The sequence below is a fragment of the Actinoplanes sp. NPDC023936 genome (genome assembly GCF_040639325.1).
Classification (GTDB): Bacteria; Actinomycetota; Actinomycetes; order Mycobacteriales; family Micromonosporaceae; genus Actinoplanes.
This window is the reverse complement of sequence record NZ_JBEZZR010000003.1, coordinates 149,217-172,442: the sequence shown is the minus strand read 5'-3', so window position 1 is coordinate 172,442 and position 23,226 is coordinate 149,217. Positions and strand designations below refer to the sequence as shown.

Here is a 23,226-nt window from a genome sequence, read left to right as displayed (position 1 = left end):
GCCGGGCCGGCGTGGTGCGGCCCGTGGCCGCCTCCTACCGCTGGCGGTCCGTCGGGTTCAGCGTGCCGGAGCTCGCCGCCGTGCCGGTGCCCACGCCCAGCCCGGCGGTCGCCGCGGCGACCGGGACGCCCGGGGTGGCGGAGGCGGCGGCGCTGCTCGCGGCCGGGCCGGGCGGCGTGCTGGTGGCGCCGAAGCTGATCCGCGGCAGGATCACCGTTGCGCTCGCCGAGTCGTCCGCAGGGCGTGGCTTCGGCGCCTGAGGCAGCTGCTTCTTCAGCCAGGCGGCGAACGGCTTCTCCACGTACCGGTGCATCAGCCACGCCAGCACCAGCATGCCGATGGTGACCCCGATGAAGAGGACGTAGCGGGGCGCCAGGTCGCGGGTCTTGTTGAGGATCGTGTAGCCGATGAAGCAGTGCAGCAGGTACAGCGGGTAGGTCAGCGCCCCCGCCGTGGTGAGCCAGCGCCACTGGATCCGGGACGTGTGCCCGAGCGCGATCACCGTGAGCACCACGAAGAACGCGGTGATGAGGGCGGCGACCAGCATGGTGTCCATGTCCCGGTTGACGGCCCGGATCGTCGCGAAGTGGATCGCCGTCACGTAGGAGAAGACGAGCAGGCCCCAGACCCGGATGTCCGAGCCGAACTTGTAGATCAGGTAGAGCGCGATGCCGGCCACGAAGTACGGCGCGTAGTCAGGCATCAGGATCCGCAGGCCGATCGGCAGGTTGACGTGTGTGACCATGGCGGCCGCGATCATCCAGGCGTACCCGAAGATCAGTGCCCGCTGGAAGGTGAGCCCGCGCCAGAGCACGAAGACGGCGAAGAGCAGGTAGAACCGGGCCTCCACGAACAGCGTCCAGTAGACCGGGTCGACCGGCGCCACGTCCGAGGTGGCGTTCAGCATCGTGAAGTTGTAGAGCAGGACGTCCAGGGTCGGCGCCTTCATGAACGTCGGGAACAGGTACAGCACCGCGGCGGTCAGCAGCACCGCCGGCCAGTACGCCGGGAAGAGCCGGACGATCCGGGAGTACGCGAACTGGCCGACGCTGCGGCCCCAGCTGCTCATGCAGATCACGAAGCCGCTGATCATGAAGAACAGTTCAACGCCGAACAAACCGTACTTGAACACGGCGCTCAATCCGGGGAATGCCACTTCGCGCGGCACTCCCCAGATCTTGACGGCGTCGTTCTCGTGCGACGTGAAGTGGTAGATGACGACCATGAGAGCGGCCGAGATGCGCAGGCCGTCAAGGGTCGCCAGTCGTGCTCTGGGAGCCGGAGTCGCCGAATTCACAGCGACACCTTAGGTCATTCAAAGGCGTTGTAAAGGGGCCGCCTATTTTGTCACAGGCCATTCGTGAACGGGAATGTTCTCGTGCATTAATGGGAGGTAGCGGCGAAGCATCTCGTGCAATGCGTGCCGCCGGTCCTGACCCTGCGCCTCCAGCGCGTGCAGCGTGTCCACCTGCCACGACGCGCCGTTGCGGTGCTTCAGGCAGCGCTGTTCGATGATGCCGAGCAGCCGGTCCCGCTGTTCCGGTGAAACACCCCACCGGTCCAGGCCCTCGGACGCCTGCGGCAGCAACCGGCGCAGCACCAGCTCGGTGACCGGCAGCGTGCCGTGTCCCGGCCAGAAAACGGAGGCGTCGATCCCGTGCCGGGCACAATTGTGGAAATTCTCCTCGGCGGCGCGGAAACTCATCTGGGTCCACAACGGGCGCTCCGCCTCGGCGAGCGAGCGGGTCAAACCGTAATAGAACGCCGCGTTCGCCATCGTGTCGGCTACCGTCGGGCCGGCCGGCAGCACCCGGTTCTCCACCCGCAGGTGCGGGCGCCCGTTGACCACCGCGTAGATCGGCCGGTTCCAGCGGTACACCGTGCCGTTGTGCAGCCGCAGCTCGGAAAGCTCGGGGATCTCGCCGCGTTCCAGGATGTCGGCCGGGTCGTCGACGTCGCAGATCGGCAGCAGCGCCGGGAAGTAGCGGACGTTCTCCTCGAACAGGTCGAAGACGCTGGTGATCCAGCGTTCTCCGAACCAGACGCGGGGCCGTACACCCTGGGCCTGAATCTCTTCTGATCTGGTGTCCGTGGCCTGCTCGAAGAGCGGGATCCGGGTCTCCCGCCACAGCTCCCGGCCGAGCAGCAGGGGTGAGTTGGCGCCGAGCGCGAGCTGCACCCCGGCGATCGCCTGCGCGGCGTTCCAGTACGCGGCGAACTGCGCCGGGCTGACCTGGAGATGGAACTGGGTGCTGGTGCACGCCGCCTCGGGCGCGATGCTGTCGGTAGTGACGGCGAGCCGGTCCACCCCGTCGATGCGGATGTCCAGGTCCTCACCGCGGGCCGCGAAGATCTGCTCGTTGAGCAGCTGGTACCGCGGGTTCACGGTGAGCGCCTCGCCGGTGAGGTGCTCCCGGCGCAGGGTGGGCAGGATCCCGATCGTCACCATGTGCGCGCCGGCCGCCCGGGCCCGCCGTTCCGCCTGGTTGAGGCTGGCCCGCAGGCCCCGCTCCAGCTCGGCGAAGTCGTCGCCGGCGAGCCGGCGCGGCGGCAGGTTTATCTCGATGTTGAACTGGCCCAGCTCGGTCTGGAAATCCGGGTCGGCGATCGCGCCGAGCACCTCGGCGTTGCGCATCGCCGGGTCGGCGTGCTCGTCGATGAGGTTGAGCTCGATCTCCATGCCGGTCAGTGGCCGCTCGAATTCGAACCGTGCCTCCCGCAGCATCGTCGCGAAGACGTCCAGGCTTCGGCGGATCTTCTGCCGATAGCGGGTCCGGTCCTCACGGGAGAATTCGGTCTGTTCGACTTTCTCGCCCATGGCGCACCACCCTTCAGCCGATGACGGCGTCGGCCTCATGATGACGGTTGTCTATCGCTGTTCTCATCAGGAGAGCCGTGCATTGTCGCCAGATGGCCAAGGTGTCCGCTGACATTGACGAGGGTGAGGTTCGGTCGGGCGATCTCCGGGCAGCATGGACGCAGCGTTACCCGCTCAGCGCGGAATTCTCACCTGAGCAGAGCGGCCAGGACCACGCCGAAGACCGTCAAACCGGCCGCGGCCTGCAACAGCATCGCCGGGCCGAGGTGTGACCAGCGGGTCGGGATGCGCGGGGTGAGTGGCTGCATCGTCGTCAGGTTCACCACCTGCGTCAGCTTCACCGGCAGCGTCGGATCGGCCTGCGGCTGGGTGCGCACCTGGACCAGGTCGCCGCGGTGCAGCGCCGACTGCGGCAGCTGGCCGTGCATCTCGATCTCGTAGGTCTGCCCGAGGTCGTCACGCAGCCGGACCGGGGTCACCAGGAACTCCGGTCCCTTGCGGAGATCCTTCAACGAGCGCCGGGCGGGCCGCATCCGCAGCAGCGAGCCGATCACCTGCGCGATCCCCGCGGTGACGAAGACGGCGAGGGCGAGGGCTCGGCCCACCCGTACCTCGCGGGTGTACGAGGCCTGGAAGCCCACGAAGCGGCCGGTGATGATCGGGCTGACGTGCCGGAGGATTCGCTCACGGTGCAGTTCGGTGTCGTCCATGGGGGGTCACCTCCTGGATATTCCTTCATGTTACGGAGAGAACGCGTTTAAGCACCGTGAGTGAATCGACGATTCCTCAACACCTCTGCTTACCTCCGATACGGGATGCTTCGCTGCGATTTGCGCCGATCTGCGGAAACCGGCCCTGCCAGGACGCCCGGCGGGGTGAACTGGACTCGGGTCGCGTGCACCCGGTGCGACCCGCCGATGGGGGGCGGAGTCCAGTGGCGTCGACGAAGGCGTACGTGAAACCGGAGAGCGTGCTGGCACGCACCGCGCGCGAGATGGTCGAGGCGCACACCGGCGGCCCGGGCGTCACGGAATGCCCGGCCTGCGGCGAACGCCTGCCGTGCCGGACCGCCCAGTCGGCCGCCGAGGTGCTCGTCGCCGCCGGGCTGGCCGAGGAGTCCGGCCTGACAGCGGCGGCCCGCCCGCCGGTTTCCCCGCCGGTTTCCCCGCAGCCCATGTCCCGGCCGCCGGTTTCGCCGCCAGATCTTGTGCCGCCGGATCTTGTGCCGCCAGATCTTGTGCCGCCGGATCTTGGAGCGTCGGTCACTCCACCCTGGGCGGTGCCCGGCCTGGAGGCGCCCCCGGTCTGGAGCCCGCCGACCTCCCCGGCCGCCGGTCCCGGCCTCACCTGGCCGCCGCCGGCTCAGCCCTCGTCCGGCGTCGTTCCGCCGGTGCCGAACCCGGCGTCCCCGCCATGGCTGCCACAGAGCGAGGATCAGACTGCGGAGGGTACGGGGGAGAGCGCCACCGTCCGCCCCCCGTGGAACCCGATCGCCGACTCGGCCGTGCGGCTCCCCGCCACCGATGACGAGCCCTCCGGCACGGTGGTGGGCCACGGCGATCCGGTCCCGACGCCCGCCCTCTCCGCCCCGGCAGAATCCGCCGCCCCGGCGAGCCCGGCCATCCCGGCGGGATCCCTCGCCCCGGCGGGATCGCTCGGCCCGGCGGGATCGATCGGTCCGGGAGGATCGGTCGCCCCGGCTGGACCCGGCGACGGCGGACGGTTCGACGCGGGGGTCTCGCTGCCCCGGACGCCGCCCGGCCCGCCGCTGGGACAGCCCGCCCCTCAGCCGGGCGTCTCCGCGTCCTACTCCGGCATTTCCGAAACCGAGTCCTCGCTGTCCGGCCTGCCGCCGGCCAGCCCTTCCCAGACCGGTCCATCCCCGTCCAGCCCGTCCGTGTCCAGCCCGTCCGCGTCCAGCCCGTCCGCGTCCATCCCGTCCGTGTCAGGTCCGTCGGTGTCAGGTCCGGCCATGTCCGGGTCGGCCACGCCGGGTCCGGCCATGTCCGCGGGCGCTCCGATCCTCGGTTCCGGCCTCAGCGCCGGGGCTTCCGGAATCGCCCCCGGCCCCGGCGAGCCGCTCCCGGAACAGCCGGGCGGTCCCGCGGCGGCCATGCCCTCGCTCGACGATCTGGACGAGCTGATGCGGCAGCCCCCGCTCTACAGCCAGCAGAACAGCCCTCTCGACGCCCCGAGATTCCCGCGCTCGCCCCGCCCGGCGGACGCGTCACCGGCCGGGCAGCCCGGCATCGGCCTCCCGGCGGAGCCGCGTGGCATCCCGGCGGAGCCGCGTGGCATCCCGGCCGCCGCGAGCACGTCCCTCGGCGAACCCGAACCGTCGTCCTTCCTGCCCTCCGCCGCCATGATGGCCCGCGAAGCCGACCGTCAGCAGCCCAGCGCCGCACCCTTGCCCAGCGCCGCACCCTTGCTCGGCAACCCGCAGATGCCCGCTATGCCCGCTATGCCAGCTATGCCAGTGGCGCCGGCCATGTCCCCGCCGCCGGCCATGCCTCCGGCCCCCTCCATGCCGACGGCATCGGCCGCGCCGCAGGAGCCCACCGCCCCCGCCTCCGGCCTGTCGGTTTCCGGTCTGCCCAGGAGCTCGGCAACCCCCGGCTCCCCGGCTGCCGCCCCCAAGCGTCCACCGCTGCGGGCCCCCGACATGGGCCAGCACCAGCCGCCCGGGGCGCCACCCGCCTCCGCAACCGGAGCGCCGGGCGCTATCCAGCCGGGCGCTACCCAGCCGGGCGCGGGGCTCAGCTCGGGCGCCGCGCCGAAGCGACGGCCGCTCCAGGCGCCGGACATGGGTCAGCACAACCCTGCCGGCCGCCCTCCGCTGCAAGCCCCCGACATGGGCCAGCACAACCCGCCGGCCGCACCGGAATCCTCCTCCGGGCTGCCGGGCCGCGCCGCCGCGCCGTCCGGGAGTGTCGCGCCGGCCGGGAGTGTCGCGCCGTCCGGGACTGCCGAACCGGCAGCGACCGGCGGGGTTGAGGGCGATGGTGATCCGCACGGCGCTCCGTCCGGGCTGCCCTCCCGGCGGAACCGGCAGCGATGACACGCCGATGGACGGCCCGCGGCACACCGGCGGCGGACGGTGTTTGGAGCGTATGTGGCCGGGGCACTAGCGTGCCGATGGAGAGACGCGTGCCGTACTGGCCAGGATTTTGTCCTGGAAAGGCCTGATATGACCTCGCGCAATACCGTCGGCGAAGCCGCCGACAACACGCTCGAGGATCTCGACGCCGCCGCGACGCGGTTCGCGGAGCGCCGTGAGACCGCGAGCGCCGCGGAGCTGGACGCCCTGCGGGAGACACTGATCCGGTACTGCCTGCCGTTCGCCGGCCGGCTCGCCCGCCGCTACCGTGGCCGCGGCGAGTACCTGGAGGATCTGGAGCAGGTGGCCCGGCTGGGCCTGGTGAAGGCGATCGACCGGTACGACCCGGAGCGCGGCTCCTTCACGGCCTACGCGGTGATCACCATTTCGGGTGAGCTGAAGCGGCATTTCCGGGACCGCACCTGGGGCGTGCACGTGCCGCGCCGGGTGCAGGATCTCAGCCTGGAGGTCGGGCACGCCTCGACCGTGCTGACCAGCGCCCTGGCCCGTACCCCGACGGTCCCGGAGCTCGCCGCCCACCTCAGGGTGAGCGAAGCCGCCGTGCTGGAGGCGGTGGAGTCGGCCGCCGGTTACTCTCCGGCCTCGCTGAACGCGCCGGTCACCGGCGACGGGCTGGCCGAGTTCGGTGATCTGCTCGGCGACGTCGACGGCGACCTGGAGTCGGTCACCGACAAGCTGACCGTGACGGACCTGCTGATGCGCCTCCCGGCCCGGGAACGGCGGATGCTGGCGATGCGGTTCTACGGCAACCGGACCCAGGCGGAGATCGCCGCCGAGCTCGGCATCTCCCAGATGCACGTCTCCCGGCTGCTCAGCCGGGCGCTGGCCTGGCTGCGGGAGGCGATGCTCAGCGACACCTTGCCGCGCTGGGAGGGCGCCGATTCCCGGGCGTCGCAGCACCACGGCATGCAGGTGCTGGTCGAGGACGAGGACGCGGCGATCGTGGTGCGGGTCCGCGGCGAGGTGGACCGGGACACCGCGGACCGTCTGCGGATCGGCCTGCGGCACGCGATCGAGTCGGGGCCGGGCGCTGTCGTGGTGGACTTCTCCGGTGTGCCGCTGGTCGACGCGGGCGGTGTCGCGGTGCTGGTGGAGGCCGTGCGGGCGGCCGGCGAGGCGCGGGTGGATCTGTGCGTGAGCGGCGCCCAGCCGTACGTCGCCCGGGTTCTGGCGGTCTCCGGCCTGGAGGCGGTACTGCGCCGCTGCTGACAGCGGTGACGGGCAGCGGGTGACGGGAGAGCGCGCCGCGGGCCTACGGCTCGCGGCGCAGGGCGGCCCAGACCACCTTGCCGCTCTCCGTCGGCAGCCAGCCCCAGGTGTACGCCATCGAGTCGATCAGCAGGAGCCCGCGCCCGTGCGTCGAGTGCGGCTGATGCGGCCCGCCCGGCTCCGGCGGATCAGCCGATCCGTCCCGGACAGCGATGTTCAGATACCGCTTTCGCAGCGAGACCCGCAGCGCCATCATCGTGTGCGCGTGGTCGATCACGTTCGCCACCAGCTCGGTGACGATCAGGCTGGCCGGCGCCACCAGGTCCGGCAGGTCCCAGCGCAGGCAGGCGTCGGTGACGACGTCCCGGGCGTGCCGGGTGGAGCCGCTCACCGGCAGCAGGTCGTCCCGGATCTGCGGGATGACGAGGCGCTCGTCGCTGAGCCGGGCCTCGGCTGCCGCCCGGTCCGCGACGAGCGGGAGCTGCCGGTAGGCGCCGTTGATCAGCAGGTCCCGGGTGCGTGGTGGCGGGCTGTGGAGCAGGACCGGGGTGCCCGGCCACCGGGCGGCCTGCTGGAGGATCGCCGTGAAGACGGAGAGTGCCAGCGGCTGGTCCACGTGGAGGCCGCCGAGGTCGATCAGGAGCGCCTCCGGCTGCTCGGCGAGACACTTCAGCAGCCTCTCGCGCAGCGGCACGCTGTCGCTGAGCCGTAGCAGACCGTTCACGGCCACGGTCAGGCGCTGGCCTTCGGGGTGCACCTCGCAGTGGACCGCCATGGTTTCCGCCCTTCCCTGAGGACCGCCGCATACCCCCGCCCGGACAGAACAAAACTGTCAGGCGGTCTCCATCACCACGATGGCCCCGTCGGCGTCGCCCGGACCGCCGTCGCGGCGGCTGAGTGGGGTGCACGCTACCCGTACGGTGATGGGCCGCCCGCGCCGGTTCACCGCCTCGAGTTTGGTCTCGGCGGAGGAGCCACCCGGCCCGAGCGCTCCGCGCAGCAGCGGCCGCAGCTGGTCGATCGGCAGGCCGATGTCGAGGTTGAGGAAATGCTGCCCGATCACCTCGCCGGAGCGCAGCCCCCAGAGATCCTCGGCCCGCCGGTTCCACATCCGGACCCGCAGATCCGGGTCGACCACGGCGACGCCGGCCTGCAGGCTGGTCAGCACGGCCTCCAGGAACACGTTCGCCTCGTCCAGCTGGCCGGTGCTGATCCGCAGCTGGTCGTTGATGGTCTGCAGCTCGTCGTTGGTGGACTGGAGCTCCTCGTTCATGGTCTCCAGCTCCTCGTTGGTGGACTGGAGCTCCTCGTTGGTGGTCTCCAGCTCCTCGACCGTGGACTGGAGTTCCTCGTTCGTCGTCTCGAGCTCCTCGTTCGTCGACTGGAGTTCCTCGTACGCCGCCTCGAGCTGCTGGTTCGCCGCTTCCAGGTCGTCCTGGAGGCGGCGGGACGCTGTCACGTCGTGGAAGATCACGTCGACCCCGAGCAGGCTGCCGTCCGCGCCGCTGAGCGGGATGATCTCCACCTCGAGGTGGACGGAGTCGGCGCCGCGGCGGTAGTCGACGTCCCTGACCCGCACGGGTCGCCGCTCGATCTGGGCCTGTTCGATGAAGCGGCGCAGTTCGACCGGGCGGTAGGACAGTTCCAGGTCCCGGAACGGCCGGCCGATGTCCCGGGACGAGACACCGAACAGGCTCTCCAGCTGCCGGTTGGAGAGCGCGACGGTGCCGTCGGGGGTGAGCGCGAGCTGGGCCAGGGGACTCGCCGCGAAGACCTCGCCGCGCAGCTCGTCCAGGCTGGTTCCACCGGTCGTGACCGGCTCCGGCCGGTCGGGCAGGGCCACGCCGGGCGTGGCGTAGAAACGCGGGACGCGGCGGAAGACGCGCCGCTTCAGATCGATCGGGCTGAACAGGCCGGAGTGGCTGAGCAGCATCTCCGCCTTGCCGAGGAAGAGCACGCCGGTCTCGGCCAGGGCGAAGTGGAAGCGGCCGAGGATCTTCGCCTGGGTCTCGGCGTTGAAGTACATCAGCGTGTTGCGGCAGGTGAGCAGGTCGATCCGGGAGATCGGGGCGTCCTGCACCAGGTCGTTGCGCCCGAAGATCACCGACCGGCGCAGGTCCTTGCGGAAGACGAACCTGCCGTTGACCGGCTCGAAGTACTTCTCCACCATCTCCGGCGGCAGGGCCTGCACCTCGCGCTCACCGTACGACGCCTGGCGTGCCTCGTTGAGCTGTTCCTCGTCCACGTCGGTGGCGTAGATCTTCACGCGCTGCCGGAACTGCTCCAGCCCCAGCAGCTCGGCGAGCGCCATCGCGAGGGTGTACGCCTCCTCGCCGGAGGCGCACCCGGCGGACCAGACCCGGATCGTCGACTCCGCCGGCCGGGCGGCGACCATCGGCTCGAGGACCTCGGAGCGCAGGTAGTCCCAGGCGTCGGCGTCCCGGTAGAACGCCGTCACATTGATCAGGACGGTGTTGAAGAGCGCGGTGAACTCGTCCGGGTGGACCTGGAGGTAGTCCAGGTACTCGTGGTAGTCGGCGGCCTGCACCTGGCTCATCCGCCGGTTGACCCGGCGCATCAGGCTGGACCGCTTGTACCCCGTGAAGTCGAAGCCGCGGGCCTCCTTGAGATATGCCAGCAGTGCCTCGAAGTTCGGGTCGGTACCTTGCACGACTCGGGACGCTACCGTACGTCAGCGCGGATCGGTCACGTCGGACACCAGGAGGTCGTGGTCGGTGTGCGCGGTGGAGCCGAGCTGGGCGATGAGACCGCGCAGGGTCGTGCCGGCCGACGCGGCGTCCTCGGCCATGGCGAGGAAGCGGGCGCCGGTCGGCCGCCCGGGCCGGCTCGCGGCCATCCGGTGGCTCAGCGCGGCTTTCTCCTCCAGCGCGCGCAGGGCCATCCACAGGGCGCTCTCCAGTGCCTCGGCCTGCTCGTCCAGGAGACTCTCCGGTGACCAGGCATGCCCGACCCGGCAGCGGAACCGGGGGACCGGGCGCTCCTCGATCAGGAACAGGCTGCCGCCGCAGTTCGGGCAGCCGTACCCGGCGGGCGGGGCCAGCTTGTCGCTGGTGATCGGCAACAGGTCGGCCGCGGCGACCTCGGCGTCGAGGACGGGGTCGGCTTCGGGCGGTGTCGCCGGCTCTAGCTCCATGGCGGTGATCCCGGCGATAAGGCCACCGATCTTGGCGGCGGGGGCGACGTGGTCCGGATCCAGCTGGTCGAGCGCGGCCCGCGGCATCGACGCGTGCAGGGCGTCGCCCGGGTCCTGCACCAGGGTCGTGCCGCCCCGGCGGGCGATCGCGGCGAGACCGGCGGCGCCGTCGTCCCGGGATCCGGAGAGCACCACGCCGATGGCCCGGCGGCCGACGGCCCGCGCCACCGAACGGAACGTCGGGTCGATGGCGGGACGGTGGCCGTTCTCGGCCGGCCCGCGGCTGAGCCGCAGGTGGCCGTCGAGCATCAGGAGGTGATGATCACCGGGTGCGACGTAGATGTGGCCGGCTTGCACCGGCTCGCCGTCCTCTGCCAGGAAGGCCGGCAGCGGCCCGCTGCGGCTGAGGATCCGGGGCAGCGCGCTCGGCGCGTCCCGCGGGACGTGCAGAACCACGAGCAGCGCACCCGGATAGTCCGGTGGCAGGCCGGCGACCAGGGCGCGCAGCGCCTCGACGCCGCCGGCGGAGGCGCCGACCGCGACCACATCCCGATGTTCTCCGGTCATCCGGCGGCTCCGGTGGCGAGCTGGGTCCAGACCACCTTGCCGCCAGATGTGGGGAGCACGCCCCAGGCGTCGGTGAGGTCCCGGACCAGGCGCAGGCCCCGCCCGCCCGCGTCGGTGACCGACGGGTCGAGCGCGCGTGGCATGCGCAGGCTGCCGTCGCGGACCGCCATGGTGAGCCGCCCGTCCCGCAAACCCAGGGTGAACTGCATGGTGGTGTGCGCGTGCCGGACCACGTTGGCGACGAGCTCGGTGGCGACCAGGGCGGCGGTCGCGGTGGCGTCCGAGCGGTGCCACGCGGCACACGCCTGGGTGACCAGGTGGCGCACCTGGCGGCAGGCCTCCGGAACCGGGCGCAGCCGGACCCGGATGCCGGGCGGGTGCGGCGCCGCGTCCGCCTCGGCGAGCGCGGCGGCACAGTCGCCGGCCATCTCCAGGCCGGCGCAGTCCGGCGCCGTGGCGAGGGTGTCCCGGGTGGCCCGGTCGGCCCCGCACACCACGATCGGCACCGCGGGGAACTCCGCCGTCTGGCAGAGCACGGCGCCGAGCGTGGTGAGCGCGAGCGGGTCGGCGATGCGTAACCGGGACACGTCGAGCAGCAGCCGTTCCGGAAACATGGAGAGGCTGCGCCGGATCGCGGTGCCCAGCGCGTCGCCGGTGACCCGGTCGAGGGTCCCGCCGACGGTGAGCACCGCCACCGGGAGGTCCCGCTCCGGCCGGCACACGAGCTGGCTGGGCATGCGGTCCCGCCTCCCTTTTACGCGTATGTCGTGCTGGAGGTGCCCCCGGCCGGTGCCCGGCAAACGTCAGGTCCGGTTCCGGATCCGTTCGTAGAGGGAAAGGTACCCCTGCGCCATCACCGCCGGGGTGAACCGGCGTTCGGCCTCGGCCCGGCAGTCCCGCGGATCGACCGTGACGGCCTTGCCGACCAGCTCGCCGAGCGCCTCCTCGGAGTCGGTGAGCAGGCCGGTCGTCCCCTCCTCGATCAGTTCCGGCAAGCATCCCCGCGCGATGCCGACGACCGGGGTGCCGAGCGCGAGCGACTCCACCACGGCGGTGCCGCCGGGCTCCTCCCAGCGCAGCGGGAAGAGCGCCGCGCGGGCCCCGGCCACCAGCAGGTCCCGGTCGCGGCCGGTCACCGTGCCGATCCAGCGCACCCGCGTGCCGTCCACGTGCGGCGCGACCTTCTCCCGCCAGAAGATCACGTCGGGGTTGAGCTGGGCGGCCGGGTCACTCTCCGCGGCGGCGAGCTCCGCCGCGTTCCGGTACGGTCCGACCGGCCCCGCCAGCACCAGATCGAACCCGTGCGTGTGCGCGAGCCGGGCTGCCAGATCCTGTCCCTTGCCCGGGTTGATCCGGCCGAGGACGACAGCGTAGGAGCCCTTGGACACCTCGATCGGCGGCTGCGCGGCGAGTGGCGTGGAGAGGTGGACGTGCCCGATCGCGTGGTCCCGGAGGGCCTGCGGCGCCCGGGCCAGCTGGGACGCGGAGACGCCGTTGACGAACACCCGGCCGCCGCCGTCGAAGCTCCCGTACAGCTCGGGATGCTTGTGCAGGTCCCAGTGCAGGGTCTGCAGGCCGGGCGGCGCGTCGCCGCCGAGCGTGGCGAGCGTGACCAGCCCGGCCGCCTCGACGTGGTCGTGGATCAGGTCGATGTCGCCGTGCTCGCGCAGCGCCCGCACCACCGCGTGCTGGTGTGCCTGCACCACGCCGACCGCCTGGTTGTACGGCCGCTGGATCGCGTCGAACTGCCCCCGGTCGAAGATCGACACCCGGCCGTCCGCCTCGAGGGTGCTCTCGCCGACGCTGGCGAGGATCACCGTGACGCCGAGCCGCCGCAGCTCGGGCACGAGCGCGGCGACGATGTTCTCGATGCCGCCGTAGCCGGGTGGCGGGACCGGCAGCCACGGGCCGGCGTTCATCAGCACCTTCACGCGGCCACCGCCCGGTCGAGCGAGGCCAGCGGGGGACGCTCGGTCACGCCGGTGTCGGTGACGGCGATCTGCCGGTCCAGGTTGGGCAGGGCGTCGCCGACGCCGCGGCGGAACTGGGTGAGCAGCGTGGACGGCGGCATCGGGTCGGTGACCAGGCCGCGGCGGTGCATCCGGGACCAAGCGGTCACCATGATCTGCGCGGCCATCCGGCCGAGCGCCTCGGTGCCCTGGTGGCGGTGTTTGCGCTCGCCGAGGTCCACCTGGGCGAGCGCGTCCAGGCCGACCAGGTCGACCAGGTCGATCAGCATGCCCACCTCGACGCCGTAGCCGGAGACGAACGGGATCCGTTCCAGGGTGCGGCGGCGTCCCGCGTACTCGCCGGCGAGCGGCTGGACGAATCCGGCCAGTTCCGGGAAGAAGAGGTTGAGCAGCGGCCGGGCGGCCAGTTCGGTGACCCGGCCGCCACCGTCGGTCTCCACACTGGCCGGGCCGACCAGCGGGCGGTGGTAGAAGCCCTTCACGAACTCCACGTCCGGCTCGGTGAGCAGCGGCCCGAGCAGCCCGGTGACGAAGTGCGCGGAGAACTCCCGCAGGTCGCCGTCGACGAACGCGACGACGTCCCCGGTGCTGGCCGCCAGCCCGGCCCAGAGCGCGTCGCCCTTGCCCTCCATCCGGGGCAGCCCGCGGGTGAGCCGGTCCTGGCTGACCACCCGGGCGCCGGCCCGGCGGGCCACCGTGGCGGTGGCGTCGGTGGAGCGGGAGTCGACGACGACGATCTCGTCGACCAGCGGGACCTTCTCGATCAGTTCACGGCGGATCGTGGCGACGATCGCGCCGATGGTGGCCTGCTCGTCGCGGGCCGGGATGACCACGCTCACCCCGGCGCCCTTCTTCGCGGCGGCCAGTTGCCGGGCTGTCCACTGTGACGCCCGGCCGGTCCGATATGTCGTCCACGCCTCGACGATCGGTGAGGCGGTCTCGTGCGAATGCCACATCAGCGTTCCCCCAAGTTCGCGATCTTCCGGCGGGCCCAGCCTTTCCCAGTACGCGGCTTTACCAATCTTTCCGGTCGGTTACCGAACGAATGCGCAGAGGTGTGCTCCTCCGTGGAGAGTTTGGGATCTGGGCGTCGGGATATCCATCGGTCCGCAACTGACCTGTATGACGGACGGGGAGCACGTGACGATGACGCGAATCGGTCTGATCGGCGCCGGAGGGGTGGCGCAGCGGCACGCCCGGGTGTTGTCCGGGCTGCCGGACACGCAGGTCACCGGGGTGACCGACGTGGTGCCGGAGGCCGCCGCGCGCCTGGCCGGCGACGTCGGCGCGCAGGTGTACGGCAGCGTCGCGGACCTGATCGAATCCGGTCCGGACGCCGTCTACGTCTGCGTGCCGCCGTTCGCGCACGGTGACGCCGAGCGTGCGGTAGTCGCGGCCGGACTGCCGATGTTTGTGGAAAAGCCCATTTCGATCAATAGAGACACGGCGCGTGAAATCGCCGATCTCGTCGCACAGCGTGGCCTGCTGACCGCGGTCGGCCACCACTGGCGGTACCTGCCCGTCGTCGAGCGTGCCCGGGAGCTGCTCGCCGGCCGGCCGATCCGGTTGATCAGTGGCGCCTGGCTCGACAAGGTGCCCCCGGTCGCCTGGTGGGCGCGTGCCGAGAAGTCCGGCGGCCCGGTCGTCGAGCAGGCGGCCCACGTCATCGACCTGGCCCGGCACCTGGGCGGCGAGGTGGACGAGGTGTTCGCCTACGGCAACGGGACGCCACCGGAGGCCCCGGACGCCGATGTGGACGGCGCCACCACCGCGGTGCTGCGGTTCGCCTCCGGCGCGGTCGGGACGCTGGCGGCCACCTGTGTGCTGGGCTGGAAGCAGCGGGCCGGCCTGGAGGTGTACGCGGACGGGCTGGCGCTGGCGCTGACCGAGAGCGAGCTGGTGGTCCGGGACGGCAACGGCGCCGAGGTGATCACCTGTGATCCGGTGAGCGCGCACACCGCTGTCGACCGGGCGTTCGTCGCGGCGGTGCGGGGTGAGGCGGAGGACGTCCGTGTCCCGTACGCCGAAGCCCTCCGTACCCACGAGGTGGCCCTGGCCGTGGCCGAGTCGGTGGCCGCCGGCCGCCCGATCGCCGTGCCCCACCCGGAGGCCGCGCGTGTCTGAGAAGGAGCAGAACCTGATCGTCGCGGCGCCTGGCCGGGTCGAGATCGCCGAGGTTCCCGGCGAGGCGGTCCCGGACGGCGGCTTCCGGGTCCGCACCCTGTTCAGCGGCATCTCGGCCGGCACCGAGCTGACGTTCCTGAAGGGCACCAACCCGGCGCTGCACGCCGGTTTCGACACCGCGCTCGGCCTGTTCGGCGCGCCGCCCGAGCAGGCCTACCCGGTGAACCGGCTGGGGTACATGGAGGTGGCCCGGATCCAGGAGAGCCGCACGCCGGCCTACCGGGAGGGGACGGTGGTGGCGATGACCTACGGCCACCGCACCGGCTACGTCGGTGATCCCCTGCGCGACCGCGTGGTGGTGCTGCCCGACGGGCTGGACCCGCTGCTCGGCATCTACGCCGCCCACATGGGCCCGATCTGCGCGAACGGCCTGCTGCACGCGGCGGCCGACCGGTTCGGCCCGGCGGTGCGCTCGCTCGGCGACGGCGTCCTCGGCGCCCGGGTCGCGGTCGTCGGCGCCGGCGTGGTCGGCCTGCTCACCGCCCTCCTCGCCCGCCAGCACGGGGCCGCCTCGGTGGTGGTGCTGGACCCCACGCCGCAGCGTCGCGCGGTCGCCGAGGCCCTCGGTCTGGAGACCCTGGACAGCGGCCCGGACGCGGACGACCCGGCGGTCACCCTCAAGACCCGCTGGCGGCACGCCGACGGCGACCGCGGCGCCGACGTGGTCTTCCAGTGCCGGGGCCAGGCCGCCGCGCTGCATCTGGGTCTGCGCCTGCTCCGGCCCCAGGGCACCGTGATCGACCTGGCGTTCTACCCGGGCGGCGCGGACGAGGTCCGGCTCGGCGAGGAGTTCCACCACAACGGCCTCGGCGTGCGCTGCGCGCAGATCGGCCGGGTGCCGCGCGGCCTGGCGCACTCCTGGGACCGGGAACGGCTCTCCGCCGCCACCCTCGACCTGCTCCGCGCCGACGGCGACGCGATCCGCAAACACCTGGTGACAGCGGTCGTGCCGTTCGCCGAGGGGCCCGCGGTCCTCAGCGACCTCGCCGAGCGCAAGCGCCAGGAGTTGCAGGTGGTGCTCTCCTTCTGACGGCCCGGCGGAGGTCCGCCGCCTGAGAGGGGCGGAAATGAAGTACCGTTGCGCGCCATGGGAGTGTCGCAGCGGTTGAAGAGCCGTGTCCGGAAGTTTCTGCAGCGCCCGGGCACGACGGTGGACCTCGCGCCGTTGTCGAAGCGGCTCGGCGCGATCGAGGCGCGCGAGGACGCGCTGAAGGAACTGGACGACGCGGCGCTGACCGACGCGGCGCGCGAGGCGAACGACTACGCGGAGATCTGCGCGATCGGCCGCGAGGCAGCCCGGCGGGCGATCGGTCAGCGGCCGTACGACGTCCAGCTCCTCGGCGCGATGGCGCTGCTCGACGGCCGGGTCGCCGAGATGGCCACCGGTGAGGGCAAGACGCTCACCGCGACCCTCGCGGCGTACGGGCACACCCGCCTCGGGCACGGCCCGGTGCACGTGCTCACGGTCAACGACTACCTCGCCAAGCGGGACGCCACCTGGATGGAGCCGATCTACACGCTCCTCGGCCTGACCGTGGGCTGGGTGACCGAGCTGATGACGCCGGAGGAGCGCCGCGAGGCGTACGCGGCGGACGTCACCTACGTCTCGGTCAGCGAGGCCGGCTTCGACTACCTGCGCGACCAGCTGGTCACCGACGTGGCCGACCGGGTGCAGCGCGACCTGGCGACCGCCATCGTCGACGAGGCCGACTCGATCCTGATCGACGAGGCCCGGGTGCCGATGGTCCTGGCCGGCAGCACCGCGGTGGAGAGCGACCCGGTGCACGAGGCCGCCGCCCTGATGCGCGGGCTGCGGGCCGGCAAGCACTACGAGGCCGCCGACGACGGCCGCAGCGTGGCCTTCACCGACGAGGGGCTCAAGCACCTCGAGGAGGAGCTCGGCGGCATCGACCTCTACGCCGACGAGCAGGTCGCGCACCTCTCCGCGCTGAACGTCGCGCTGCACGCGCACGCGCTGCTGCGCCGCGACGTCGACTACATCGTCCGCAACGGCGGCGTCGAGCTGATCGACGAGATGCGCGGCCGGGTCGCCCAGCGCCGCCGCTGGCCGGACGGGCTGCAGGCGGCCGTGGAGGCCAAGGAGGGCCTGTCCGCGACCGCCGAGGGCGAGGTCCTCGACACGATCACCGTGCAGGCGTTCATCGCGCTCTACAAGACGGTCTGCGGCATGACCGCGACAGCGGTGCACGTCGGCGAGCAGCTCCGGGAGTACTTCAAGCTCGAGGTCGCGGTCATCCCGCCGAACACGCCGAACATCCGCGAGGACGACCCGGACCGGATCTACTCGGCGCACGACACGCGCGACGAGGCCCTGGTCGAGGAAATCAAGATCGCGCACGAGAAGGGCCGTCCGGTGCTGATCGGCACCCTGGACGTGCAGGCCTCGGAGACCCTGGCCCGCCAGCTGGCGGAGGCCGGCGTGCCCGCCAACGTGCTGAACGCGAAGAACGACGCCGAGGAAGCCGCGATCATCGCGGAGGCCGGCGCGCTCGGCGCCGTCACCGTCTCCACCCAGATGGCCGGCCGTGGTGTCGACATCCGCCTCGGCGGCAGCGACGAGGCCGACCGCGAGCGGGTGGTCGAGCTCGGCGGCCTCTACGTGATCGGCGCCGGCCGGCACGACAGCCGCCGGGTCGACGACCAGCTCCGTGGCCGGGCCGGCCGGCAGGGCGACCCGGGCGCCTCGGTCTTCTTCGTGAGCCTCGAGGACGAGCTGGTCACCCGGCACGCCGGTGACATCGTCCCGTCCTCGCCGCGGATGGACATGGACGGCGTGGTGCACGACCCGCAGGTGGACTACGCGGTCGAGCACGCCCAGCGGGTCGCCGAGGGCGTCAACTACGAGATCCACCGCAACACCTGGCGGTACAGCCAGATCATCGAGCAGCAGCGCCTGCTGCTGGCCGAGCGCCGGGAGCGGCTGCTCACCTCCGAGGTCGCCGCGATCATGCTGCTGGAGAAATCGGCGGAGAAGGCGAAGGAGACCGACGAGGACGTCCTCTCCGACGCGGCCCGCGCGATCGCCCTCTACCACCTGGACCGGCTCTGGGCTGACCACCTCGCGTTCCTCTCCGAGGTCCGGGAGGGCGTGCACCTGCGGGCCCTCGGCAAGCTGGACCCGCTGGACGAGTTCCACCGGGCCGCCGTGCCGGCGTTCCAGGAGTTGCTCACCCGGGTCGAGGCGCGCACCATCGAGACGTTCGAGGAGGTCGACCTCACCGACGGCTGGCAGCCCGACCGTGCCGAGATCGTCCGGCCCAGCGCCACCTGGACGTACCTGGTGCACGACAACCCGTTCGGCTCCGAGCTGGACCGGCTCATCGCCGCCGTGGGCCGCCGCCTCACGTCCGGAGGCTGACCTCCGGCAGGTTGAAGTACTCAGCCAGTTCCACCGCTGAGGGCCGTCCGGCGTGGGGATCCGCGCCGGCGGCCAGCAGTGCGTTCACCGTCTCCTGGTTCTTCCGGAACACCGCCGCGCCGAGCGCCGTCTGCCCGCGGTCGTTGACCCGGTCCGGGTCCGCGCCCAGCTGCAGCAGGGCCGTCACGGTGGCCGGGTGGTTGTGGTAGGCCGCCAGGATCAGCAGGGTGTCCCCCTTGTCGTTGGTCAGGTTCACCGGCAGCCCGGCCGCCACCTGGGCGGCCAGTTCCGGGTCACCGGAACGTGCCAGATCGAACATGCGGTGCGCGAACGCCAGGGTCTCTTCGTCAAGCTCAGCCACGCCGGTGTGCGTACCCGTGCATGCCGTTCGGCAATCTTTAATGAGGTTGCAAGAAAGCGTTACCGGAATACGTTTCCGTGACGATGAACAATATGGAACGTCTTTCCCACAGTGTGGTTGGCGACTTGACCCGCGAACCGGCGGAAGGGAAATATCGTCCGCGTTTACGCACAGTGATCAGTTGTATTCGCTTGCCGCAGCAAATTCTGGGGGATGAATCAATGCCGGGCAGCGCATTGTCGCCGCGTGCCGATCGCCGTTCCGCCGGACCGGGCCGTGGCCCGGGCCGCCGTCCCGCCGAGCCGGCGCTGACCGTGACCTTGGCCATTCCGCTGACCGGCGACGCCGTCTCGCCACAGGCGCACAAACTGCTCAGCGCCGTCCGCGAGCTGGTCGAGCTGAGCAAGGGCACGGTGACCGTGGAGCCGGCCGCCGCCATCGAGCCGGCCGAGCCACCGTCCGCCGCCGGCCCCGAGGTGCGGCTGCTGACCGGCTCCCGGCAGGCCCTGCTCGACGGTGCGGCGCTGCCGCTCACCCGGCTGGAGTTCGATCTGTTGCTGTACCTCGCCGAGCGGCCCCGGCGGGTCTTCTCCCGCACGCAGCTGCTGGCCGCCGTCTGGGGCTACGAGCGGGCCGGAGAGCGGACCGTGGACGTGCACGTGCGGCGGCTGCGGCTCAAGCTCGGCGCGAACGTCCCGGCGATCACGACGGTCTACGGTGTCGGTTACCGGCTGGCCGACGACGCGAACATAACCGTCCTGCCGCACGAGTGATCATTGACGCATGCGCGTCGTTCCGGTCTCGTTCGAGGGCCTCGTGGAAGATCTGGCGGATCGCCTCGCCAGTCGGGAATCCGACACTAGGATTCGGGTGGCCGTGGACGGCCCCGATGCCGCTGATCCGGCGCGTCTCGCCGGCGCGCTGGCCGATCCGCTGCGGGTCCGCGGGCGGCCCGTGGTCCGCGTCGCCACCAGCGATTTCCTGCGGCCCGCGTCGCTGCGCCTGGAGTTCGGGCGGACCAATCCGGACTCGTTCTACAACGGCTGGTTCGACGAGGCCGGCCTGGCCCGGGAGCTGCTGGTGCCGGCCGCGCCGGACGGGTCCGGGCGGATCCTGACCCGGCTCTGGGACGCGGGGCGGGACAGGTCCGCGCGGCAGCCGTACCAGGAGCTGCCCGGTGCCGCGATCGTGCTGGTCAGCGGCCCGCTGCTGCTCGGATCCGGCCTGCCGTTCGACTTCACCGTCCACCTTGAGCTGTCCGCCGCGGCCCTGGAGCGCCGCACCGGCGACGATCAGCGCTGGACCCTGCCCGCCTTCCGCCGGTACGCCGAAGAGGTCGCCCCGGAGACGTTCGCCGACGTCGTCGTGCGGGTGGACGACCCGAGACGCCCCGCCATCGTCCTGGAGAGATGAACCGGGGTGAGCCTCGGCACAAGACCCGCTTGCCGAGTCCGTGGCGGATTCAACCACTGACAGTTATGCTCCGGTTACTTTTTCGCGGGGGTCCCGTTTGGGATCTCCGGCGGTGGGTATCGTCCGGCTCCACCGAGCCGGACCCGGGTCGAGGACGACACGGGGCCGATACCGCCGGCTGGGCTGAGGGAAGGCAGGGGGACTGCATGCTCGTCAACGGAGCGATTGTTGCGGGTAAGGGCGCGGGCGCGGTCAAGGCGCGTTCGACCGAGGAGATCGAGCAGATCCGGGTGATCCTGCGCAGCCGGTTCGACGAACTCAATGCCGAGTACGAGGAAGCCGCAGCGCAGAACCATCGACTCAGGCTCGTCGAGATCGGCGACGCGGCCGGCGACGACCAGGCCGACAGTGGATCCAAGACGGCGGAGCGCGACGCGGCCACCTCGCTGCTGCGGACCCTGCTGGAGCGGCGTACCCAGGCGGAGCACGCCATGCAGCGCCTGGAGGACGGCACCTACGGCAACTGTGAGGGCTGCTCGCACCCGATTCCGGTGGAGCGGCTGGAGGTCTTCCCGTCCGCCACCACGTGTGTGAACTGCAAGGCGGTGCGCGAACGCCGGGCGAGCTGATTCCTTTCCCCGGAGCCGGTGCGATCTCGGCCGGCTCCGGAAAAGGCATTTCGCCATTGTCCGGGAATGGCGCGCCACCTAAGAATGGGAGCGCTGCTTCATCGTCGGCACCCGGCTGATTTCCCGGTCGTTTCGCGCGGCCAGCCGGGCGAGCACGGCAGCGTCGACCACTGCCGCGCCCCCGGGGTCATTGTTGAAAAACACAAAGGTCTCCGAGGGTACGGTCATCCGGTCGAGCCACGACTGCAGCGCCTGACGTCCATATCGGGGCCAGGGCCGCCCGCCTCCCTCGTGGAATCTCAGATAACCCCAGTCCGCGGTCTGCCACAGTGGCGTGACCGGCCGCCCGCGCCGGTCGGCCCAGCAGAGCGCGGCGCCGTGCCGTCGCAGCAGGTCCTCGCAGTCGCGGGTGAACCAGGTCTCGTGCCGGGGCTCCACCGCGACCCGCACCTCCGGCGGGAACCGGCTCAGCGTCTCGTCCAGGGCCGTCAGGTTCGCCTGCAGCGTCGGCGGCAGTTGCAGCAGCACCGGTCCGAGCTTGTCGCCGAGCGCGCTCGCCCGGTCCAGGAACCGGGCCACCGGCTCGGCCGGCTCCTTCAGGCGTTTGATGTGGGTCAGGTACCGGCTCATCTTCACCGCGAACCGGAAGCCGTCCGGGGTGGTGTCCCGCCACTTCGCGAACGTGTCCCGCTCCGGCAGCCGGTAGAACGCGTTGTTGACCTCCACCACGTCGAACCGGGCGGCGTAGTGCTCCAGCCAGAGCCGCTGCGGCAGGCCGCCCGGATAGAGGTAGCCGGTGTCGTCCGCGCCCTTGGCGGGCCGCCAGTCGCGGTACTGCCATCCGGAGGTCCCGATCCAGAGCATGACGCCCGGATACCCGCTCGTCCGGCAGATTAGACCTGATCATCGCGGGTACCCAAGTTGTCCTGATATTTCGTTTTAAAGGGGGCAGTCATGGGGCTCAGCGATCAAGAGATCATCAGCTCGGATCCGGCCGGCCACGACGGCGAGGGCCCGGCGGACGGCGGCGCCAACCCGACCGGCCGGGACGGCGGAGCGGACGGTGGCGCGGGCGGTGAGGGCCCGGCCGACGGGGGAGCGAACCCGTCCGGCCGGGACGGCGGAGCGGACGGTGGCGCGGGCGGTGAGGGCCCGGCCGACGGGGGAGCGAACCCGTCCGGCCGGGACGGTGGTGCCGACGGCGCCGCCGGATGACCGCACTCTCCCGTGTCATCGCGGTGGAACCGGCGACGTTCGCGGACACCGTCTGGGGCCGTGCGCCGCTGCTGTCCCGGGCCGCCGGCCTCGGCGGCCCGGACGGCTTCACCGACCTGCTCTCCCCGGCCGCCGTCGACGAGCTGCTCAGCCGGCGTGGCCTGCGCACCCCGTTCCTGCGGGTGGCGCGCGACGGCGAGGTGCTGCCGCCGAGCCGGTTCACCGGCGGTGGCGGCGCCGGTGCGGAGATCACCGACCAGGTCCTCGACGAGAGGGCCATGCGCCTGTACGCCGCCGGCGCCACACTGGTCCTGCAGGGCCTGCACCGGCTCTGGCCGCCGCTGATCGCCTTCGCCGGCGAGCTGGGCGCCGAGCTGAACCGCCCGGTGCAGCTCAACGCGTACCTCACCCCGCCCGGCAGCCAGGGCTTCGCCACCCACTACGACACCCACGACGTCTTCGTGCTCCAGGCCGACGGCGTCAAACGGTGGTGCGTGCACCCGCCGGTGCTGCAGGACCCCCTGGAACGCCAGCCGTGGGGCGGCCGGGCCGACGAGGTGGCCGCCACCGCGGCGGGCGAACCGGCCCTCGACGTCGTCCTGGAACCGGGCGACGCCCTCTACCTGCCGCGCGGCTGGCTGCACTCGGCCCGGTCCCTGGGCGGCCGCTCCCTGCACATCACCGCCGGGGTACGGGGTCTGACCCGGTACGCGCTCGTCGAGGAGCTGCTGGCCCTCGCGTCCGCCGAGCCGTCGTTGCGCGCCACGCTGCCGTACGGCCTGGAGGTGTCCGACCCGGAGGCGATCGCGCCGGAGCTGAGCGCCACCGTGGCCGCCCTGCGGGACTGGCTGACCACGGCCGAGGCCGGCCCGGCCGCCGTCGCCGACCGGCTGCGTGCCCGCTCCTGGCCGTCCGCCCGCCCCGCCCCGATCAGCCCGCTGGCCCAGCTGGACGACGCGGCGTCGCTCACCCCGGCCGACGCGATAGTGGCCCGCCCCGGCCTGCGCTGGACGCTGACCCCGGACGGGGAGCTGCGCTCGCCGGTCCGGACGGTGACCTTCCCCGCCTCCTGCGTGCCGGCCGTCCGGCTGGCGCTGGACGGCGCGCCGCACCGGGTCGGCGACCTGCCCCTGGGCGACGACGCGGACCGCCTGGTCCTGGCCCGCCGCCTGCTGACCGAGGCCCTGGCGGTCAGAGGCTGAGCCGTGC

At 72.0% G+C, this 23,226-nt stretch carries 20 protein-coding genes and 2 pseudogenes; 11 read left to right on the top strand and 11 right to left on the bottom strand.

Annotation, left to right across the window (positions count from 1 at the left end):
* Positions 1-50: 50 nt before the first annotated feature.
* Positions 51-176 (top strand): annotated as a pseudogene (locus AB0F72_RS05335) (cobalamin biosynthesis protein); the annotation flags it as partial.
* A 143-nt stretch (positions 177-319) separates the two neighbouring features.
* On the opposite strand, the pseudogene AB0F72_RS05330 reads toward AB0F72_RS05335, so the two are convergent.
* The 3 genes and pseudogenes from AB0F72_RS05330 to AB0F72_RS05320 form a co-directional block, all read right to left on the bottom strand.
* Positions 320-1,297, bottom strand: a pseudogene (locus tag AB0F72_RS05330) (acyltransferase); the annotation flags it as partial.
* 42 nt (positions 1,298-1,339) lie between these two features.
* Positions 1,340-2,818: a glutamate--cysteine ligase gene (locus AB0F72_RS05325; RefSeq protein WP_360425480.1), complete on the bottom strand. Its 1,479-nt coding sequence runs from the start codon at positions 2,816-2,818 to the stop codon at positions 1,340-1,342.
* 188 nt (positions 2,819-3,006) lie between these two features.
* Positions 3,007-3,528 (bottom strand): hypothetical protein, encoded by a 522-nt coding sequence (locus AB0F72_RS05320; protein ID WP_360425477.1) that lies wholly within the window; start codon positions 3,526-3,528, stop codon positions 3,007-3,009.
* A 224-nt stretch (positions 3,529-3,752) separates the two neighbouring features.
* On the opposite strand from AB0F72_RS05320, the gene AB0F72_RS05315 reads away from it, so the two are divergent.
* Together AB0F72_RS05315 and AB0F72_RS05310 are read left to right on the top strand one after the other, a co-directional pair.
* Positions 3,753-5,876 (top strand): hypothetical protein, encoded by a 2,124-nt coding sequence (locus AB0F72_RS05315; RefSeq protein WP_360425475.1) that lies wholly within the window; start codon positions 3,753-3,755, stop codon positions 5,874-5,876.
* A gap of 129 nt (positions 5,877-6,005) precedes the next feature.
* Complete coding sequence (locus AB0F72_RS05310) at positions 6,006-7,145, top strand: SigB/SigF/SigG family RNA polymerase sigma factor (RefSeq protein WP_360425472.1); 1,140 nt, start codon at positions 6,006-6,008, stop codon at positions 7,143-7,145.
* A 43-nt stretch (positions 7,146-7,188) separates the two neighbouring features.
* On the opposite strand, the gene AB0F72_RS05305 is transcribed toward AB0F72_RS05310, so the two are convergent.
* From AB0F72_RS05305 to AB0F72_RS05280, 6 genes are all read right to left on the bottom strand, one after another.
* Positions 7,189-7,920: an ATP-binding protein gene (locus AB0F72_RS05305; RefSeq protein ID WP_360425469.1), complete on the bottom strand. Its 732-nt coding sequence runs from the start codon at positions 7,918-7,920 to the stop codon at positions 7,189-7,191.
* A gap of 57 nt (positions 7,921-7,977) precedes the next feature.
* A complete protein-coding gene (locus AB0F72_RS05300; RefSeq protein WP_360425466.1) occupies positions 7,978-9,816 on the bottom strand; it encodes a CheR family methyltransferase in 1,839 nt (612 codons plus the stop codon).
* 21 nt (positions 9,817-9,837) lie between these two features.
* Positions 9,838-10,866 carry a chemotaxis protein CheB gene (locus AB0F72_RS05295; protein ID WP_360425463.1) on the bottom strand — a complete coding sequence of 343 codons (1,029 nt, stop codon included), beginning with the start codon at positions 10,864-10,866 and terminating at the stop codon, positions 9,838-9,840.
* Positions 10,863-11,603, bottom strand: coding sequence for an ATP-binding protein (locus tag AB0F72_RS05290; protein WP_360425460.1), 741 nt, complete (start codon positions 11,601-11,603; stop codon positions 10,863-10,865). The genes AB0F72_RS05295 and AB0F72_RS05290 overlap by 4 nt, the downstream gene beginning before the upstream one ends.
* A gap of 66 nt (positions 11,604-11,669) precedes the next feature.
* On the bottom strand, positions 11,670-12,785 hold the full coding sequence (locus AB0F72_RS05285; RefSeq protein ID WP_360426047.1) for a glycosyltransferase: 1,116 nt from the start codon (positions 12,783-12,785) through the stop codon (positions 11,670-11,672).
* Between the two features lie 8 nt (positions 12,786-12,793).
* Entirely contained in the window at positions 12,794-13,792 is a 999-nt protein-coding gene (locus AB0F72_RS05280; protein WP_360425457.1) for a glucosyl-3-phosphoglycerate synthase, read from the bottom strand.
* 184 nt (positions 13,793-13,976) lie between these two features.
* On the opposite strand from AB0F72_RS05280, the gene AB0F72_RS05275 reads away from it, so the two are divergent.
* Genes AB0F72_RS05275 through secA2 form a run of 3 tightly spaced genes read left to right on the top strand, consistent with a single transcriptional unit; the run spans position 13,977 to position 18,399 of the window.
* A complete protein-coding gene (locus AB0F72_RS05275) occupies positions 13,977-14,960 on the top strand; it encodes a Gfo/Idh/MocA family oxidoreductase (protein ID WP_360425454.1) in 984 nt (327 codons plus the stop codon).
* A complete protein-coding gene (locus AB0F72_RS05270) occupies positions 14,953-16,050 on the top strand; it encodes a zinc-binding alcohol dehydrogenase (RefSeq protein WP_360425451.1) in 1,098 nt (365 codons plus the stop codon). Before AB0F72_RS05275 ends, AB0F72_RS05270 begins: the two co-directional genes overlap by 8 nt.
* A 57-nt stretch (positions 16,051-16,107) precedes the next feature.
* Complete coding sequence (secA2, locus tag AB0F72_RS05265) at positions 16,108-18,399, top strand: accessory Sec system translocase SecA2 (RefSeq protein ID WP_360425449.1); 2,292 nt, start codon at positions 16,108-16,110, stop codon at positions 18,397-18,399.
* Here secA2 and AB0F72_RS05260 read toward each other — a convergent pair.
* Positions 18,383-18,760 (bottom strand): ankyrin repeat domain-containing protein, encoded by a 378-nt coding sequence (locus AB0F72_RS05260; RefSeq protein WP_360425446.1) that lies wholly within the window; start codon positions 18,758-18,760, stop codon positions 18,383-18,385. The two genes, secA2 and AB0F72_RS05260, sit on opposite strands and share 17 nt — an antisense overlap.
* Positions 18,761-19,074: 314 nt before the next feature.
* Here AB0F72_RS05260 and AB0F72_RS05255 point away from each other — a divergent pair, with 314 nt between their 5' ends.
* From AB0F72_RS05255 to AB0F72_RS05245, 3 genes are all read left to right on the top strand, one after another.
* Positions 19,075-19,533 carry a winged helix-turn-helix domain-containing protein gene (locus AB0F72_RS05255; RefSeq protein WP_360426044.1) on the top strand — a complete coding sequence of 153 codons (459 nt, stop codon included), beginning with the start codon at positions 19,075-19,077 and terminating at the stop codon, positions 19,531-19,533.
* 10 nt (positions 19,534-19,543) lie between these two features.
* Complete coding sequence (locus AB0F72_RS05250) at positions 19,544-20,173, top strand: uridine kinase (protein WP_360425443.1); 630 nt, start codon at positions 19,544-19,546, stop codon at positions 20,171-20,173.
* 206 nt (positions 20,174-20,379) lie between these two features.
* Positions 20,380-20,802, top strand: coding sequence for a TraR/DksA C4-type zinc finger protein (locus tag AB0F72_RS05245; protein ID WP_360425440.1), 423 nt, complete (start codon positions 20,380-20,382; stop codon positions 20,800-20,802).
* Positions 20,803-20,880: 78 nt separating this feature from the next.
* Here AB0F72_RS05245 and AB0F72_RS05240 read toward each other — a convergent pair whose 3' ends face one another.
* Positions 20,881-21,666 (bottom strand): DUF72 domain-containing protein, encoded by a 786-nt coding sequence (locus AB0F72_RS05240; RefSeq protein WP_360425437.1) that lies wholly within the window; start codon positions 21,664-21,666, stop codon positions 20,881-20,883.
* Between the two features lie 90 nt (positions 21,667-21,756).
* Between AB0F72_RS05240 and AB0F72_RS05235 the strand changes: the two genes are divergently transcribed.
* Together AB0F72_RS05235 and AB0F72_RS05230 are read left to right on the top strand one after the other, a co-directional pair.
* On the top strand, positions 21,757-22,017 hold the full coding sequence (locus tag AB0F72_RS05235; RefSeq protein WP_360425434.1) for a BatC protein: 261 nt from the start codon (positions 21,757-21,759) through the stop codon (positions 22,015-22,017).
* Positions 22,014-23,219: a cupin domain-containing protein gene (locus tag AB0F72_RS05230; RefSeq protein ID WP_360425431.1), complete on the top strand. Its 1,206-nt coding sequence runs from the start codon at positions 22,014-22,016 to the stop codon at positions 23,217-23,219. Before AB0F72_RS05235 ends, AB0F72_RS05230 begins: the two co-directional genes overlap by 4 nt.
* Positions 23,220-23,226 lie beyond the last annotated feature (7 nt).

Bases quoted from the DNA above. Each gene is read 5' to 3' on its own strand.
- AB0F72_RS05325 (WP_360425480.1), bottom strand. From the start codon at position 2,818: ATGGGCGAGAAAGTCGAACAGACCGAATTCTCCCGTGAGGACCGGACC.
- AB0F72_RS05320 (WP_360425477.1), bottom strand. From the start codon at position 3,528: ATGGACGACACCGAACTGCACCGTGAGCGAATCCTCCGGCACGTCAGC.
- AB0F72_RS05310 (WP_360425472.1), top strand. From the start codon at position 6,006: ATGACCTCGCGCAATACCGTCGGCGAAGCCGCCGACAACACGCTCGAG.
- AB0F72_RS05305 (WP_360425469.1), bottom strand. From the start codon at position 7,920: ATGGCGGTCCACTGCGAGGTGCACCCCGAAGGCCAGCGCCTGACCGTG.
- AB0F72_RS05295 (WP_360425463.1), bottom strand. From the start codon at position 10,866: ATGACCGGAGAACATCGGGATGTGGTCGCGGTCGGCGCCTCCGCCGGC.
- AB0F72_RS05290 (WP_360425460.1), bottom strand. From the start codon at position 11,603: ATGCCCAGCCAGCTCGTGTGCCGGCCGGAGCGGGACCTCCCGGTGGCG.
- AB0F72_RS05285 (WP_360426047.1), bottom strand. From the start codon at position 12,785: ATGAACGCCGGCCCGTGGCTGCCGGTCCCGCCACCCGGCTACGGCGGC.
- AB0F72_RS05280 (WP_360425457.1), bottom strand. From the start codon at position 13,792: ATGTGGCATTCGCACGAGACCGCCTCACCGATCGTCGAGGCGTGGACG.
- secA2 (WP_360425449.1), top strand. From the start codon at position 16,108: ATGGGAGTGTCGCAGCGGTTGAAGAGCCGTGTCCGGAAGTTTCTGCAG.
- AB0F72_RS05250 (WP_360425443.1), top strand. From the start codon at position 19,544: ATGCGCGTCGTTCCGGTCTCGTTCGAGGGCCTCGTGGAAGATCTGGCG.
- AB0F72_RS05245 (WP_360425440.1), top strand. From the start codon at position 20,380: ATGCTCGTCAACGGAGCGATTGTTGCGGGTAAGGGCGCGGGCGCGGTC.
- AB0F72_RS05240 (WP_360425437.1), bottom strand. From the start codon at position 21,666: ATGCTCTGGATCGGGACCTCCGGATGGCAGTACCGCGACTGGCGGCCC.
- AB0F72_RS05235 (WP_360425434.1), top strand. From the start codon at position 21,757: ATGGGGCTCAGCGATCAAGAGATCATCAGCTCGGATCCGGCCGGCCAC.
- AB0F72_RS05230 (WP_360425431.1), top strand. From the start codon at position 22,014: ATGACCGCACTCTCCCGTGTCATCGCGGTGGAACCGGCGACGTTCGCG.